This is a genomic window from Streptomonospora sediminis (genome assembly GCF_054778995.1).
In genome coordinates, this window is the sequence record NZ_BAAGYZ010000078.1 from 16,850 (window position 1) to 29,941 (window position 13,092).

The 13,092-nt window shown below is 71.5% G+C and carries 11 protein-coding genes and 1 tRNA gene; 2 read left to right on the top strand and 10 right to left on the bottom strand.

The features are described from left to right. Positions 1 to 83: 83 nt before the first annotated feature. From ACYVD5_RS16050 to ACYVD5_RS16080, 7 genes are all read right to left on the bottom strand, one after another. Positions 84 to 2,231, bottom strand: a complete 2,148-nt coding sequence (locus ACYVD5_RS16050; RefSeq protein ID WP_461001855.1) for an ATP-dependent DNA helicase — start codon at positions 2,229 to 2,231, stop codon at positions 84 to 86. 76 nt (positions 2,232 to 2,307) lie between these two features. After that, positions 2,308 to 3,099, bottom strand: a complete 792-nt coding sequence (locus ACYVD5_RS16055) for a DUF427 domain-containing protein (RefSeq protein WP_461001856.1) — start codon at positions 3,097 to 3,099, stop codon at positions 2,308 to 2,310. Between the two features lie 345 nt (positions 3,100 to 3,444). After that, positions 3,445 to 4,938 (bottom strand): hypothetical protein, encoded by a 1,494-nt coding sequence (locus tag ACYVD5_RS16060; protein WP_461001857.1) that lies wholly within the window; start codon positions 4,936 to 4,938, stop codon positions 3,445 to 3,447. A 372-nt stretch (positions 4,939 to 5,310) separates the two neighbouring features. Next, positions 5,311 to 6,198 (bottom strand): oxidoreductase, encoded by an 888-nt coding sequence (locus ACYVD5_RS16065; protein ID WP_461001858.1) that lies wholly within the window; start codon positions 6,196 to 6,198, stop codon positions 5,311 to 5,313. A 105-nt stretch (positions 6,199 to 6,303) separates the two neighbouring features. Next, on the bottom strand, positions 6,304 to 7,182 hold the full coding sequence (locus tag ACYVD5_RS16070) for a helix-turn-helix transcriptional regulator (RefSeq protein ID WP_461001859.1): 879 nt from the start codon (positions 7,180 to 7,182) through the stop codon (positions 6,304 to 6,306). Positions 7,183 to 7,242: 60 nt separating this feature from the next. Further along, entirely contained in the window at positions 7,243 to 7,887 is a 645-nt protein-coding gene (locus ACYVD5_RS16075; RefSeq protein WP_461001860.1) for an NAD(P)H-dependent oxidoreductase, read from the bottom strand. Next, positions 7,884 to 8,963, bottom strand: a complete 1,080-nt coding sequence (locus tag ACYVD5_RS16080) for an LLM class flavin-dependent oxidoreductase (RefSeq protein ID WP_461001861.1) — start codon at positions 8,961 to 8,963, stop codon at positions 7,884 to 7,886. The genes ACYVD5_RS16075 and ACYVD5_RS16080 overlap by 4 nt, the downstream gene beginning before the upstream one ends. 196 nt (positions 8,964 to 9,159) lie before the next feature. On the opposite strand from ACYVD5_RS16080, the gene ACYVD5_RS16085 reads away from it, so the two are divergent. Beyond that, complete coding sequence (locus ACYVD5_RS16085; RefSeq protein ID WP_461001862.1) at positions 9,160 to 9,612, top strand: MarR family winged helix-turn-helix transcriptional regulator; 453 nt, start codon at positions 9,160 to 9,162, stop codon at positions 9,610 to 9,612. A gap of 388 nt (positions 9,613 to 10,000) precedes the next feature. Here the strand turns inward: ACYVD5_RS16085 and ACYVD5_RS16090 are convergent. The 3 genes from ACYVD5_RS16090 to ACYVD5_RS16100 form a co-directional block, all read right to left on the bottom strand. Next, positions 10,001 to 10,073 (bottom strand) — tRNA-Ala (locus tag ACYVD5_RS16090). Between the two features lie 94 nt (positions 10,074 to 10,167). Next, positions 10,168 to 11,013: an NAD-dependent protein deacetylase gene (locus ACYVD5_RS16095; RefSeq protein ID WP_461001863.1), complete on the bottom strand. Its 846-nt coding sequence runs from the start codon at positions 11,011 to 11,013 to the stop codon at positions 10,168 to 10,170. Between the two features lie 355 nt (positions 11,014 to 11,368). Beyond that, positions 11,369 to 11,965: a TetR/AcrR family transcriptional regulator gene (locus tag ACYVD5_RS16100; RefSeq protein ID WP_461001864.1), complete on the bottom strand. Its 597-nt coding sequence runs from the start codon at positions 11,963 to 11,965 to the stop codon at positions 11,369 to 11,371. Between the two features lie 89 nt (positions 11,966 to 12,054). Between ACYVD5_RS16100 and ACYVD5_RS16105 the strand changes: the two genes are divergently transcribed. Beyond that, the gene (locus tag ACYVD5_RS16105; protein ID WP_461001865.1) at positions 12,055 to 12,999 is read left to right on the top strand and encodes an alpha/beta fold hydrolase; all 945 of its coding nucleotides are present in this window, start codon (positions 12,055 to 12,057) and stop codon (positions 12,997 to 12,999) included. Positions 13,000 to 13,092: the final 93 nt, after the last annotated feature.

Consider the following 13,092-nt stretch of genomic DNA (forward strand, 5'->3'; position numbering starts at 1 on the left):
CCTGAAACGCTGCTGAGCCGCCGCGGTGGACCCTGCCCTGCCCGCCGGGCGCACCCGCGCCGGCTGGGCGCCTGCAGGGCGGTTCAGGGGTCGGCGGGAGGGTCGCCGGCGAGCCGGCGCAGCGCGGCCCGGGCGATCTCGGGATCGGTCGTGCCCCAGTAGGGCGGCAGCGACGACCGCAGGAAGCCGCCGTAGCGCGCGGTGGCCAGGCGGGGGTCGAGCACCGCGACCACCCCGCGGTCCTGCACCGAACGCAGCAGCCGGCCCGTGCCCTGGGCGAGCAGCAGTGCCGCGTGGGTGGCCGCCACCGCCATGAAACCGTTGCCGCCGCGGGCGCCGACCGCGCGGGAGCGCGCCGAGGCCAGCGGATCGTCGGGGCGCGGGAACGGGATGCGGTCGACGATGACCAGCTGCAGCGAACGGCCGGGGACGTCGACGCCCTGCCACAGCGACAGCGTGCCGAACAGGCACGAGGATTCGTCGTCGGCGAATTCCTCGACCAGCCGGCCGGTGGAGTCGTCGCCCTGGCACAGGATCGGGACTTCGACGCGTTCGCGCAGTTCCTCGGCGGCCTGGGTGGCGGCGCGCATCGAGGAGAACAGGCCCAGGGTGCGGCCGCCCGCGGCCTCGACCAGCCCGGCGATTTCGTCGAGGTAGCGGGGATCGAGTCCGTCGCGGCCGGGCGGAGGCAGATGCCGGGCGACGTAGAGGATTCCGCTGCGGGCGTGATCGAAGGGCGACCCGACGTCGAGCCCGCGCCAGCGGGGTTCGCCCGCGGCTTTGGTGGGGTCGTCGGCGTCGGTGCCGGTACCGGAACCTGTGTCGGTACCGGTGTCGCCGGTTTCCGGTTCGCCCGTTCCGGTGTCCGGATCCTCGGCGGCACCCGGAATGTCGGCGACGGCGGCCGCCCCGGCCGCGGGCGCGGCGGCCACCTGGCCCGAGGTCTCGCGGCCCAGGCCCCATTGGACGGCCAGCGGCGCAAAGGTGCCGCCCAGCGCCAAGGTGGCCGAGGTGAGCACGGCGGTGCGGTCGCCGAAGAGTTTCTCGCGCAGGAGGCCGCCCACGGCCAGCGGGGCCACCTGCAGAGTGGGTGCCTGTTTGGGGCCCTTGGCCAGCCAAACGACGTCGCGGCGCTCGCGCAGCGCCGGCTCGAAGGACTCCAGGATGCGCACCGCGGTGTCGTGCAGTTCCTCAAGCGCGGCGAGCGCCTGCTTGCGCAAGGTGGCGTGGTCGGGGTCGGACTCGGTGGATCCGGTGCGGATGGCGCTGATGCACGCGTGCGCGGAGTCGCGGACGACGGCCACCGCATTGGCCAGGGCATCGGGCAGGTGGTCGAGCCGGCCGGCCTCGGCCTCGCCGAACACCAGCGCCAAGCCGTCGCCGGATTCGCCGAGCCGTTCGGCGAGCCCGGCCTCAAGCAACCGGCCGGCGCGCTTGGCCGCCGCGCTGACGGTGCGTTCGCCGAGTTCGCCGGTTGCGACCGAGGTGACGCGGTCGACGAGTTCGTGGGCCTCGTCGATCATCAGTACCCGGTGTTCGGGCAGCAACTGGTAGCCCTGCATGGCCGAGATCGCCAGCATGGCGTGGTTGGTGACGACGAGGTCGGCGCCGCCGGCGTCGACCCGGGCCTGTTCGGAGAAGCATTCCTGGCCGAACGGGCAGGCCGCGGCGCCGATGCATTCGTTGGCCGAGACCGAGACCTGGCGCCAGGCGAGGTCGCTGACACCGGGGACGAGTTCGTCGCGGTCGCCGGTAACGGTTTCCTCGGCCCATTCGTGCAGCCGCTTGACCTGGCGGCCCACCGAGGAAAGCTGCCGGGGATCGAACAGTTCGGCGTCTTCGGGGTCGGCGGAGTCGGCGCCCTGGAGGCGGTGGCGGCACAGGTAGTTGCGGCGGCCCTTGAGGATGGCGAAGGAGGGTTCGCGGTGGATGAGCGGCGCGAGGGCGGCGGCCAGCCGCGGGAGGTCGCGGTCGATGAGCTGGCGCTGCAGCGCAAGGGTGGCGGTGGAGACCACCACCGTGGTGTCCTCGGCCATGGCATGGCGAATCGCCGGCACCAGGTAGGCCAGGGATTTCCCGGTGCCGGTGCCCGCCTGCACGACCAGGTGTTCGCCGGTGTCGATGGCGGTTGAGACCGCATCGGCCATGACGGCCTGGCCGTCGCGCCGGGTGCCGCCGAGGGCCCGCACAGCGGCGTTGAGCAGGGTCTCGACGTCGGGAAGATCAGCCACGGTGAGACAGTACCGCCTGCCGGTGACGGCCGGGAGCGGTTGTCCACAGACCGGGCGCCGCACGGGTGCGCCCGGCTCAGGTGCGCTCGACCGCGGTGGTGAGATCCTCGTGCAGGAAGCACAGGTGGTCGCGCACGTCCCGGGCGTCCTTGAGCGGGCTGGTGTAGGACCACGCCACATCGGGGATCTCGCGGTCGCCCAGCCGCAGGGTCCAGTAGTCGGCCTTTCCCTTGTAGGGGCAGTACGTCCGGGTGCGGCTCGGCACCAGCAGCTCGCGGCGCACATCGCCGGGCGGCAGGTAGAAGCGGTTGGGCAGGCCGGTCTCGGAGAGCACCTTGGGCCGTGCCGACCGCGCGAGCACCGTCTCGCCCACTGAGACGTGCACGAGGGCGGTGGTGGGCCGGGCGTCGACCCGGTGGAAGGGATCGCGCAAATGGCCGCGGACGGGCTCGTCCTCGTCCAGCCAGGTGTCGGCGGCGTCCCAGTACATCGCCGAGTACCCGCGCAGCCACTCGGCCCCGGGCGCGGGATCGGGGTAGGTCCACACGGCGTTCTCGGCCACCCGGTCGCCCACCCGCAGGTGCCGGTAGGAGGCATCGCCCTTGTAAGGGCAGTGGGTGGTGCGGTCGCTGGGGGTCAGCAGCTCCGCGCGGATGTCCTCGGTCGGCACGTACACCTGCGGCAGCAGCGAGGTCTCGTGCAGCAGCATCGCCCGGTCGGAGTCCAGGACCTCCTGCCCGCCGAGCTCGGCGCGGACCCGGCGGGGAAACGGGTGCATGTACAGCACGCGGTTCGGGCTGGAGAGTGTGTAGTTCACCGTCGCGGGCGCGTCATGCGCGAACGGCCCGCCGCCCATGGTGAGCGACATACCCGGCCTCCTTCGCCGTTGGAGTGGTGAGCGGCCAGGACCATACCCGCCCCGCCGCGGCGCCACCCGCGGTGCGTATTCGAGGCGGCCTACTGTGGGACGTGCAGAAATACCCGGAACTTAACGCTCGGCCGGGCATGCCTGCACGGTCACTTCGATCACCGGGCTAGGTTGGTTTGGTGGGTCCGTCCGTAGCGAGCGGCGCACTCGTGTGCGCCCCGCGCCCCATGCGCGAAGCGCCGATTTGGCGCGGGGCGCTGCGATAGGCACCAGTGCCGCTCTCGCAAGGCCGAGGAGGGAGCCAGGGCGGGTCCCCTTTCGACCGTCCCTAACGGGCGGCACAACCTAGTCCCATTCACCGGTGGAGCGGGAACAGCGGGTGCTCTTGTGGCCGATGTCGTCGCGGTCGAGGCCGGACTTGCGGCCGCGGCCCAGGTAGATCGCGGTTCCACCGCCGCCCAGTGCGGCCAGCCCGGTGGCGACCAGCCCGGCGAGCGCGCCGCCCGCGACCGGCAGCCGCCCGATGCCGGACGAATCGGCGGGGTCCTGCCCGGTGCCGCCCGGGTCGACCGAGGGGGCGTGCTCCGGATCGGTCGGCGCCGCGACGGTTGGGCCGGGGGCGGGGTCCTGCTGGGTCGGTGCATCGGCGGTGGCACTGGAGGTGCCGTCGACGGCCGCGGCACCCGGCGGGCGGTCGCGGGAATCGCCGGCCGCGGAGCCGGTGCCGGCTCCCGTGGGAGTGTCGGTCGGGAGCGGGTCCGCGCTCCCGCCGGAGCCGCCCGGACCGGCGGACTGGTCGGGCCGGCCGGACTGATCGGGCTGGTCGGGCCGGCCCGACCCGGCGGAGTTGCCGGGGTCTGCGGGACCGGTCGGTTCTGCCGATTCAGTGGGTCCGGCGGATTCGGGGGCACCGGTTTCGGCCGTGCTGGAGCTGGGCGTGGGGATGGGCGTGGGTGTGGGGGGCGGGGTGGGAGTGGCTGTGGCGCGGGGGTCTTCGGCCAGCGGACCGCTCGTGTCGGGGACGCGGACAGCGGCGCCGGCGAACTCGACGGAGTATTCGAACCCGCTGACCGGGTTGCCCTCGGCATCGATGCGGGCCACCTCGAAGCGGACCGACAGCCCTGCCGCGGCGCGCAGGCCGGCGGAGTCGGCGGCATGCTCGGATGCCGTGAAACGGCTCACGCCCTGCTCGGCCGTGACGGCCACGGCGACCTTCCCCGTGCCGGAATCGGCGGTAAAGGTCCGTGCGTAGTCGCCATCGGAGACATCGGCGGGCCGGCCGAGAATCTCCAGGCCGCGGACGGTGGTCTTGGCCTGCGGCCCCGAATCCGCGCTCCACCACGCCGAGGAGGAGGCCGAGTCGAGGGTCAGCAGCGCACCGCGGCCGAACGCCGCCGCCACCGGTGTACCCGGCGAGGCACCGGGAACGGCCCGGCAGTCGGGGTTGAAGCGGACATCGGAAACACCCGAGACAGCGGTGAGCCGGGAATCCTTGCGCACCACCGAACTGAAGGCGTGGTCAGGGGAATCGGCGAAGTGCCGGGAGCCGCCCAGACCGCGGGGATCGGTGCTCCAGTCGGCGGCGGCGATGTCCTCGGCACCGCTGCCGGAGGTGGTGATCCCTCCGATCGCGCCCTGGTCGCACCAGTCGACGTAGGCGATGCGGGCACTGGCTTCGGGCCCGGTACCCGCGCCGGCGGACGCGAGCGGCGGCGCGGAAGCGGCCAGGGCCTGCGGCACAGTGGAGAGCGCCAGTGCTGCGGCGGCGGCCGCAGCGCTGGCGGCGCTGAGGAGTCGCCCCGCCGACCTGCGGCGGGCAGTGGGGGAGGTCGGGGTCACGGTCGTCCTCTGCTGGGTCAACGGCCGCGGATGCCAGGCGGCGGTTCCGGGGGCGGATCGGTACGTCTCCGGGGCCGTTAAAAGGGGCTCCTCCGAACTTACATTCCGCGGCCCGGTAACCCATAGGCGTCCCCTCCAGTAATCGGCGGTGGGGCGCCGGCGGTGCCGGGTGCGGGGTCGGGAACTGTCAGGACTCGGGGGGACGGGATCGGGGGCGGATCTCCGGGTGGCCTGCCGCTGCCGGCAGGCTGCACACTCCGAAGACGTACGAGGGTGCCGCCCGGTTCCCCTCCGGCCGGTACCGGTCACCCGGCCCGAGGACAACGCTGCTGCAGAGGATCCGCGCGGCGGAACGCAGCCCGCCGCCCGCCGTCAGCCGGCCGGGGTGTCCGCCGGGAAGTCGGCGCTGTCGGTGACCGCGCGCCAGGCGTCGAACCCGGCCCGCAGGGTGTCGAGCTTGGAGGTGGCGACGGTGTAGGCGGCCTTGCCGAGCAGCAGCCGGAGCGGCGGTTCCTTAGCGCCGACAGCGGTGATCACCGCCTCGGCGGCGCGGTCCGGGTCGCCCGGCTGCCGGCCGTAGGTCGCCAGTGTGGAGCTGCGCCGCGCGCCCGCGGTGTCGTCGTAGTCGGCGATGCGCTCCGCGGACTGCTGCATCGACGGGCCCGACCAGTCGGTGCGGAACGCAGCCGGTTCGACGATGGTGACCTTGATCCCGAGCGGGGCCGCTTCGGCGGCGAGGGACTCCGACAGGCCTTCCACGGCGAACTTGGTCGCGTGGTAGTAGCCGGTGGCAGCGAAGGCCACCAGCCCGCCCAGGGAGGAGATGTTCACGACATGGCCGCTGCGCCTTGCGCGCATCCCGGGCAGGACGGCCCGTGTCATGTCGACCACCCCGAAGACGTTGGCGTCGAACAGTGCGCGGATCTCGGCGTCGTTGCCCTCCTCGACCGCCGCGAGGTAGCCGTAGCCGGCGTTGTTGACGAGTACGTCGATGCGGCCGAAGGCGTCCTCGGCCTCCTGGACCGCCGCGGCCACCCGGCCGGGGTCGGTCACGTCGAGTGCCAGGGCGAGCGCGCGCTCGCCGTGGGCGGCGGCAAGGTCGGCGACCTGGTCGGGTTGGCGGGCGGTGACCACGGCCCGCCAACCGCGCTCGAGTACGGCGGCGGCCAGCGCCCGGCCCAGTCCGGTGGAGCAGCCGGTGATGAACCAGACGGGAGTGTCATCGCCGTTGCCGGCGTTGTTGCCGTTGCTGCCTGTCATGCTGCGTGCCTTTCTTTTCGGGCATACTCAATCGCCCTGCGTGGCGGTGGTGTGCCGCGCTGGGACGGGTGGTGGCGGTTCCGTGTGCGGCGGGCGGACCGCGCGTCAGCGGCCGCCGCGGTCCTCGGCCGGGCGGGCGGGCGCGGCGGTGTCGCCGGCCGCCAAGCTGCCGAGCAGCAAAAGCGCCTCTTCGGAGGGGCTCGCCGGTTCGGCCTGGTAGACGATCAGTTGCTGGTCGGGCGCGCTGTTGACGGTCAGCGCCTCGTACTCGAGCGTCAGTTCGCCGACGAGGGGGTGGTGGAACCGCTTGGTCTCGTGGGTCTTCTGCAGGATGTCGTGCCGGGCCCACAGCCGGCGGAACTCGGCGCTCTTCACCGACAGCTCGCCCACCGTCTCGATCAGCCGCGGGTCGTCGTGGTCGGTGCCCGCGGCCGCGCGCAGCCCGCCGACTGTGTTGGCCGCCACCCGTTCCCAGTCGGGATAGAAGCCGCGCGCGTCCGGGTCCAGGAACACCAGCCGCACCAGGTCGCCGCTGTAGGTGTGTCCGGCGAACAGCGCCGCGCCGAGCGCGTTGTGCGCCAGCACCGTCAGGTAGCGGCCCAGCACCAGCGCCGGTGTTCGGTCCCAGCCCTCCATCATCCGCAGCAGCTGCGGGCTGACGCGCTCCCGCGGCGGGCGCCGGCGGCTGCGCCCGGGGACCGGGAGGGCGAGCGCGTACAGGTACCGGAGGGTGTCGGCGTCGGCGTCCAGTGCGAGCGCGCGGGCGAGGGCTCCGACGACCTGGGCCGAGGGGTGGCGTTCGCGCCCCTGTTCCAGCCTGGTGTAGTAGTCGGTGCTCACACCGGCGAGGGCCGCGACCTCTTCGCGCCGCAGCCCGGCGACGCGGCGGCGGCTACCGGGCACCATGCCCACATCCTCCGGCCGCACCAGCTCGCGCCGGGCGCGCAGGAACCTGCCGAGCTCGCTGCCTCCTGCTCCTGTCATGTTGCCAAGCTAAGCCGCGCAGCCGCATCGGCGCGAGCGGTAAGGGGGGCCGCAGCACTCCTATGATCGTGCTCTCGCGCCCGGGTCCGCCGATGCGGACGGGGCGCGCAGCAGACCGATCACGTCGGTCAAGGCCATCTCGATGCGCCCGTAGACGCGCGGGTTGAGCAGGGTGGTGCCGTCGAAGTCGCCCGACGAGGCGAAGACCGCGACCGGCAGGGTCATCGCTTGGAAGAACCCGAACAGCGGCCGCAGGGCGTGCTCCAGCACGAGCGCGTGGTGTTCGCCTCCCCCGGTGGCCGCCAGGAACACGGGCTTGTTGGCCAGCGCATACTGGTCGACAAGGTCGAAGAAGTGCTTGAACATCGCAGTGTAGGAGCCGCGGAACACGGGTGTCGCCGCAACCAGGAGGTCGGCGCGCTCGGCTGCGGCAAGCGCGTCTTCCACCTCGGCCGTCACGTCTCCGCGTTCGAGCGCACCGGTGAATCCCGCGCCGAGGTGGTAGACGTCGACGAACCGTACCTGCACGTCCGGTGTGTCGTGGGCGTCGGAACCGAGCAGCTCCCGCAAGGTGGTCACGACGACACCCGCCAGTGCCGCTGTCTTGGACCGCTCGCTCGGGCTGCCGTTGACGACGACGACCCGGAGCGGCGTGCTCTCCCCGTGCCCGGGACGGTGGGCGATCGCCGCCGGATCCGCGCTCATGGCGCAACTCCCGCCGCTGCGCCGGCGGTCCCGCTGGTGGCGGTTTCGCGGCGCACAACGGGCGCGACCTCGCCGCCGAGCCGCTCGATCCCCTCAAGAACCTCCCGCTGCGGCATGCCTCCGAAGCCCGGTTGGACGATGACCCGGTCCAGCCCGTACAACTCGTGGTACGTCAGAAGCTTGTCGATCACCTCCTGCGGGCTGCCGGCCAGCAGGCCGGTACCCGGCGCGGTCTGCGCGTCGAAAGCGCGCCGCGGCATCCGGAAGCCGCGGCCCCGCTGGTGGTTGTTGTCCATCATTCCCTTGGCGAAGTACGGGTACATGGTGTCGCGTGCGTGCTGACTGGTCCGGCCGACGTAGCCGTGTGCGGTCAGCCCGATCCGCAGGGCGTCGGTGCGGTGCCCGGCCTCGGCCGCGGCCCGGTGGTAGAGCTCGACGGTCTGCTGGTGGTAGGTGATCGGGCCCAGCAGCAGGGCGAGCATCATCGGTAGGCCGAGCTGCCCGGCACGGATCGCCGAGGCGGGGGTGCCGCCGACACCGACCCAGACCGGGAGCGTGTCGCCGTGGGCACGCGGCGCGATGTCGGCCTCCACCAGGTCGGGGCGCAACCGGCCGGACCAGGTCAGCGGGTTCTGCTCGCGGATCTGCAGCAGCAGGTCGAGTTTCTCGCGGAACAGGTCGGCGTAGTCGGCCATGTCGTAGCCGAACAGCGGGAACGACTCGGTGTAGGAACCGCGTCCGGCGATGATCTCGGCGCGGCCTCCCGACAGGAGGTCGACCGTTGCGAACTGCTCCCATACGCGCACGGGATCGTCGGAGCTGAGCACGGTGACTCCGCTGCTCAGCCGGATGTTGCGGGTCGCCTGCGCGGCGGCGGCGAGCACAACCGGGGGCGCCGACGCGACGAAGTCCGTGCGGTGGTGCTCGCCGACCGCGAATATGTCGAGGCCCGCCTGGTCGGCGGTTTCGGCCATCTCGATGGTCTCCCGCATGCGCTGCTGCGGGGTGGGGTTTTCGCCTGTCGAGGGGTCCTCGGTGACCTCGCCGAACGTCAGGACCCCTAGCTCGAATGCCATGCCGGTCTCCCTTTCTCTCTCTTGGAGAGGTGCAATGCCCCCTGTTGAGGCGCGCCATGGATAACTAACTGCATGCGCAGACAACTTATTCCATGCGCGGAACCCCGGAGACCAGCACGCGGCGCACCACGCACGGGCGCACCCGCTCAACTCGGCGATGCACACGGTGGCCCGCGAACCCGGTAGCGTGGTGGCCGTGACGATCCCGCGGCTCAGTGAACCCGAAGACGACGCCTGGCGCGGTTTCCTGCACACGCACGACCGGATCTGGCGCGAGATCGAAGCCGAGATGGCGCCGCTCGGGGTGACGATGGCCGAGTACAGCGTGCTGGCGCTGCTCGGCGAGGCGGGCCGGAAAGGCATGCGCATGTCGGACCTGGCCAAGCAGCGCCTGATGTCAACGGGCGGCTTCACCCGGCTCGCCGACCGCCTGGAGCGGCGCGGCCTGATCGAACGGCGCCAGTCGGGCACCGACGGCCGTGCCGTCGACGTCGTACTGACCACGGCCGGCCGCAACCTGATGCGCAAGGCATGGAAACAGCAGCACGACAAGCTGCGCACGATCTTCTTCGGCCGTCTGGACGACGACGACCTCCGCGACCTGACCCGTATCTGGCAGCGGCTCTCAGCGGAGGAAACCGCCTCATAAGAGCCCACCGACGGGCCCCGCGGGACACGAGCAACCGACCGGGCGGGCGACCGCACAGCGGCAGTCCGCGCCCGGGTCAACAGCCAGGGGCGACTGCGGCCATGGGCCTGCCGCCACCCGGCGCGCTGACGACCATGTAGAAACGCCTGAATATGGCAGCTGAGACAGGCATTTCTGCATGGTCATGCCAGGGCGAAGCCGCACACCGGGGGTCTGGGGGTCGTCCCCCAGAAGAAACAACGAGACGACCCGGCGATACGGCGAAGCCGTGAGCAAGGTCGTCCCAGAGTCCCACCGGGGGTCTGGGGGTCGTCCCCCAGAAGAAACAACGAGACGACCCGGCGATACGGCGAAGCCGTGAGCAGGGTCGTCCCAGAGTCGAGCCGAGTGGAGCTATGGGGATTCGAACCCCAGACCTCCTCCATGCCATGGAGGCGCGCTACCGACTGCGCCATAGCCCCTTGTCTGCGTTCTATAGTACCGGACCCGCGGGGTGCCCTGGTCCACTCCGCGGCCGGCCCGCCCGCCGGTAGGCTCGCCGACCTTCCGGCGGGCTCATTGCCCGTAGGCCGCCGCGAGGCTGCGCAGCACCGGTGAACAGCCGGAGTTCAGGGTAAGAGCTGCGAGGGCGTCGGCCCGGGTGCGGCCGCGGTTGACGATCACGACCGGTTTGCCCTGTTCTGCGGCGCGTTTCACGAACCGGCGGCCGGAGAGGACTGTCAGCGATGAGCCCGCGACCAGCAGGGCCTCGGCGTCATCGACGAGCCGGTAGCCCTCTACAACGCGGTCTTTGGGCACGTTTTCGCCGAAGTAGACGATGTCGGGTTTGAGCACCCCGCCGCAGTCCGCGCAGTCGGCGACGGTGAAACCGCGGGTGGAGGCCAGGACCGCGTCAGCGTCGGGCGCGATCTCGACGTCGTCCACTCCCCCGGTGAAGCCGGGGTTCAGCGCTGTGAGGCGTTCGGCCAGGCGGGAGCGCGGGGTGACCTGCTCGCACGAGAGGCACACCACCCGGTCGTAGCGGCCGTGCAGGTCGATGACGCGCCTGCTGCCCGCCAACTCGTGCAGCGTGTCGACGTTCTGGGTGATGACCGCCGATACGACCCCGGCCTCCTCCAACCGCGCCAGCGCGCGGTGCCCGTCATTGGGCCGGGTCTCGTGCACATGGCGCCACCCCACGTGGTTGCGCGCCCAGTAGTGGCGGCGGAAGGCCGGGTCGCCGACGAACTGCTGGTAGGTCATCGGCGTGCGCGACGGCGAATCGGGGCCGCGGTAGTCGGGGATCCCCGAGTCGGTCGAGATCCCCGCCCCGGTCAGCGCGACCACTGGCCCCCGTCCCAGCAGCGCCCGCATCCGCGCGAGCGCGACCGCGGGGTCGGCGGTGTCGAGCGTTTCGGTCACGCTTCGAGGGTATGTGCCGCTGCGGTCGGCACCGGTCGGCTCCGGGGCGGCCCCGTCGCCCCCCGGTCGGTCCCGACCGATCGGGCCGGCACGCAGCACACCGGCCGCGCGGGACCGCGCGGGTCATGCCCGGCAGCCGGATACCGGCCATGCCGTCCGGAGTGCCGGGCTTCTCACACCTGCGATCGGGCGGAGCGGCCGCCGATGGCGCCGAGGTGGCCGAGCTTGCCCGCATCGCTGCGTCCGGACGCTGCGGTGCAGGTGACCATGCGCAGGTCCGTACCGGAAGTAGAAGGCCCTCTCCTGTTTCAACCGCTGTGCGAGGCGTGTCGGCTGTTACCGATATCCCGGGACATCACACCTGGCGCCGGGCGTACAACGCCTGCGAGAGGGCGCTCAGGCTGATTTCGGCCACCGAGTGGAGCTGCTCCTGGCTCGCCCCGGCCCTGCTCATCACGGCTAGCGACTGGTTGACCGCCGCGAGGTGAACGGCGAAGTCGTCGGCGTCGCCGTCGGCCAACTCCGCGGCTTTCAAGGCGGTCCGCAACCGCGCGCGCTGGAAGCTCAGGGCTTCGATCGCACGCGCGGCGATGTCCGGGCTCAGCACCGGTACCGCCATCGCGGTCTGGGCGATCAGGCATCCGTCCGGCAGATCGGGGTCGGCGATGCGCTCCAGGGTGACTTCGAAGAACTCCCGTATCGCCCGCAGCGGCTCCTCCAGCGCAGTTGAAAGGGCCTGGTCGTACCTGTCCCCGTAGCGCGCGGCGTAGCGGTCCAGGCAGCGCAGATAGAGCGCGTCCTTGTCGCCGAGCGAGGAGTAGATGGAACTGCGGTTCAATCCGGTCGCCCTGGAGAGGTCGTCGAGCGATGTCTCGGCGTACCCGGTCCGCCAGAACTGAACCATTGCCGCATCGAGCACGACGTCAACGTCGAACTGCTTCTTGCCGACCATCGCGCATGCACCCCGTTCCTTGCGCCCGAGCCGTCGTGCCCCGCCCATCGTATATTGAACTAACCAGTTCAAGATGCGAGGCTGGAGGCATGACCGACTCTGCAACAGCCGCGAACCGCCCTTGCGGCCAGAACACGATCTCCGGGCTGCCGCTGCAGGACCTCGCGGGATTCACGCACCGCTGGGTCGACGCGGACGGCGTCCGAATCCATGCCGTGGAAGGCGGGCAGCCGACCGGATCTGCCGTCGTCCTGCTCGCCGGATTTCCGCAGACCTGGTGGGCTTGGCGCAAAGCGATGCCGGGCCTTGCCGCTCGATTCCGCGTGATAGCAATCGACCTGCCAGGACAAGGCCACTCCGACCGCCCGCACGGCAGCTACGACACGCACACCGTCGCTTCGCGCGTCCAGACCGCGCTGACCGCACTCGACGTGCCGAAGTACTGGCTCGTCGCCCACGACATCGGGGCCTGGGTTGCCTTCTCGCTGGCGCTGACCTACGAAGAGCGCCTGCACGGTGTCGCTCTGCTCGACGCCGGCATCCCCGGTATCACCCTCCCGGACGCGATCCCGACGGATCCCGACCGGGCTTGGAAGACCTGGCACTTCGCATTCCACCTGGTGCCCGATCTCCCCGAGACACTGCTCGCCGGTCGCGAGCGCGACTACGTCGACTGGTTCCTGAAGGCCAAAGCGCTGTCCCCGAACACGTTCGACAGTGCCGAGATCGACCATTACGCCGCCGCTGTCGCGGCCGAGGGCGGTCTCCGAGCGTCTCTCGCCTACTACCGCGATGCCGCGGAATCGGCGCGTAAGAACCATGGCGCTCTTGACCGGCAGCACGTGAGCGTCCCGGTGCTGGGAATCTCCGGCTCCCATGGCTCGATCCCCGACATGGCCGCTTCCATCAGCCCTTGGGCGGACAACGCGACCGGCGTCGTCATCCCGCATGCCGGACACTTCATTCCTGACGAGCAGCCCGACGCGGTTGTGGACGCGTTGACCGCGTTCATCCAGCACGAACGGGCGGGGTAGTCCGGGTACGACCGGCATCGGATGGCCGGCTGCGAAGCAGCGAGCAGGGTCGCCCCAGAGTCCCACCGGGGGTCTGGGGGTCGTCCCCCAGAA

Excerpts from the sequence above, each read along its gene's own strand:
- ACYVD5_RS16075 (WP_461001860.1), bottom strand. The coding sequence starts at position 7,887 with ATGAGCGCGGATCCGGCGGCGATCGCCCACCGTCCCGGGCACGGGGAG.
- ACYVD5_RS16055 (WP_461001856.1), bottom strand. The coding sequence starts at position 3,099 with ATGTCGCTCACCATGGGCGGCGGGCCGTTCGCGCATGACGCGCCCGCG.
- ACYVD5_RS16070 (WP_461001859.1), bottom strand. The coding sequence starts at position 7,182 with ATGACAGGAGCAGGAGGCAGCGAGCTCGGCAGGTTCCTGCGCGCCCGG.
- ACYVD5_RS16080 (WP_461001861.1), bottom strand. The coding sequence starts at position 8,963 with ATGGCATTCGAGCTAGGGGTCCTGACGTTCGGCGAGGTCACCGAGGAC.
- ACYVD5_RS16100 (WP_461001864.1), bottom strand. The coding sequence starts at position 11,965 with ATGGTCGGCAAGAAGCAGTTCGACGTTGACGTCGTGCTCGATGCGGCA.
- ACYVD5_RS16065 (WP_461001858.1), bottom strand. The coding sequence starts at position 6,198 with ATGACAGGCAGCAACGGCAACAACGCCGGCAACGGCGATGACACTCCC.
- ACYVD5_RS16105 (WP_461001865.1), top strand. The coding sequence starts at position 12,055 with ATGACCGACTCTGCAACAGCCGCGAACCGCCCTTGCGGCCAGAACACG.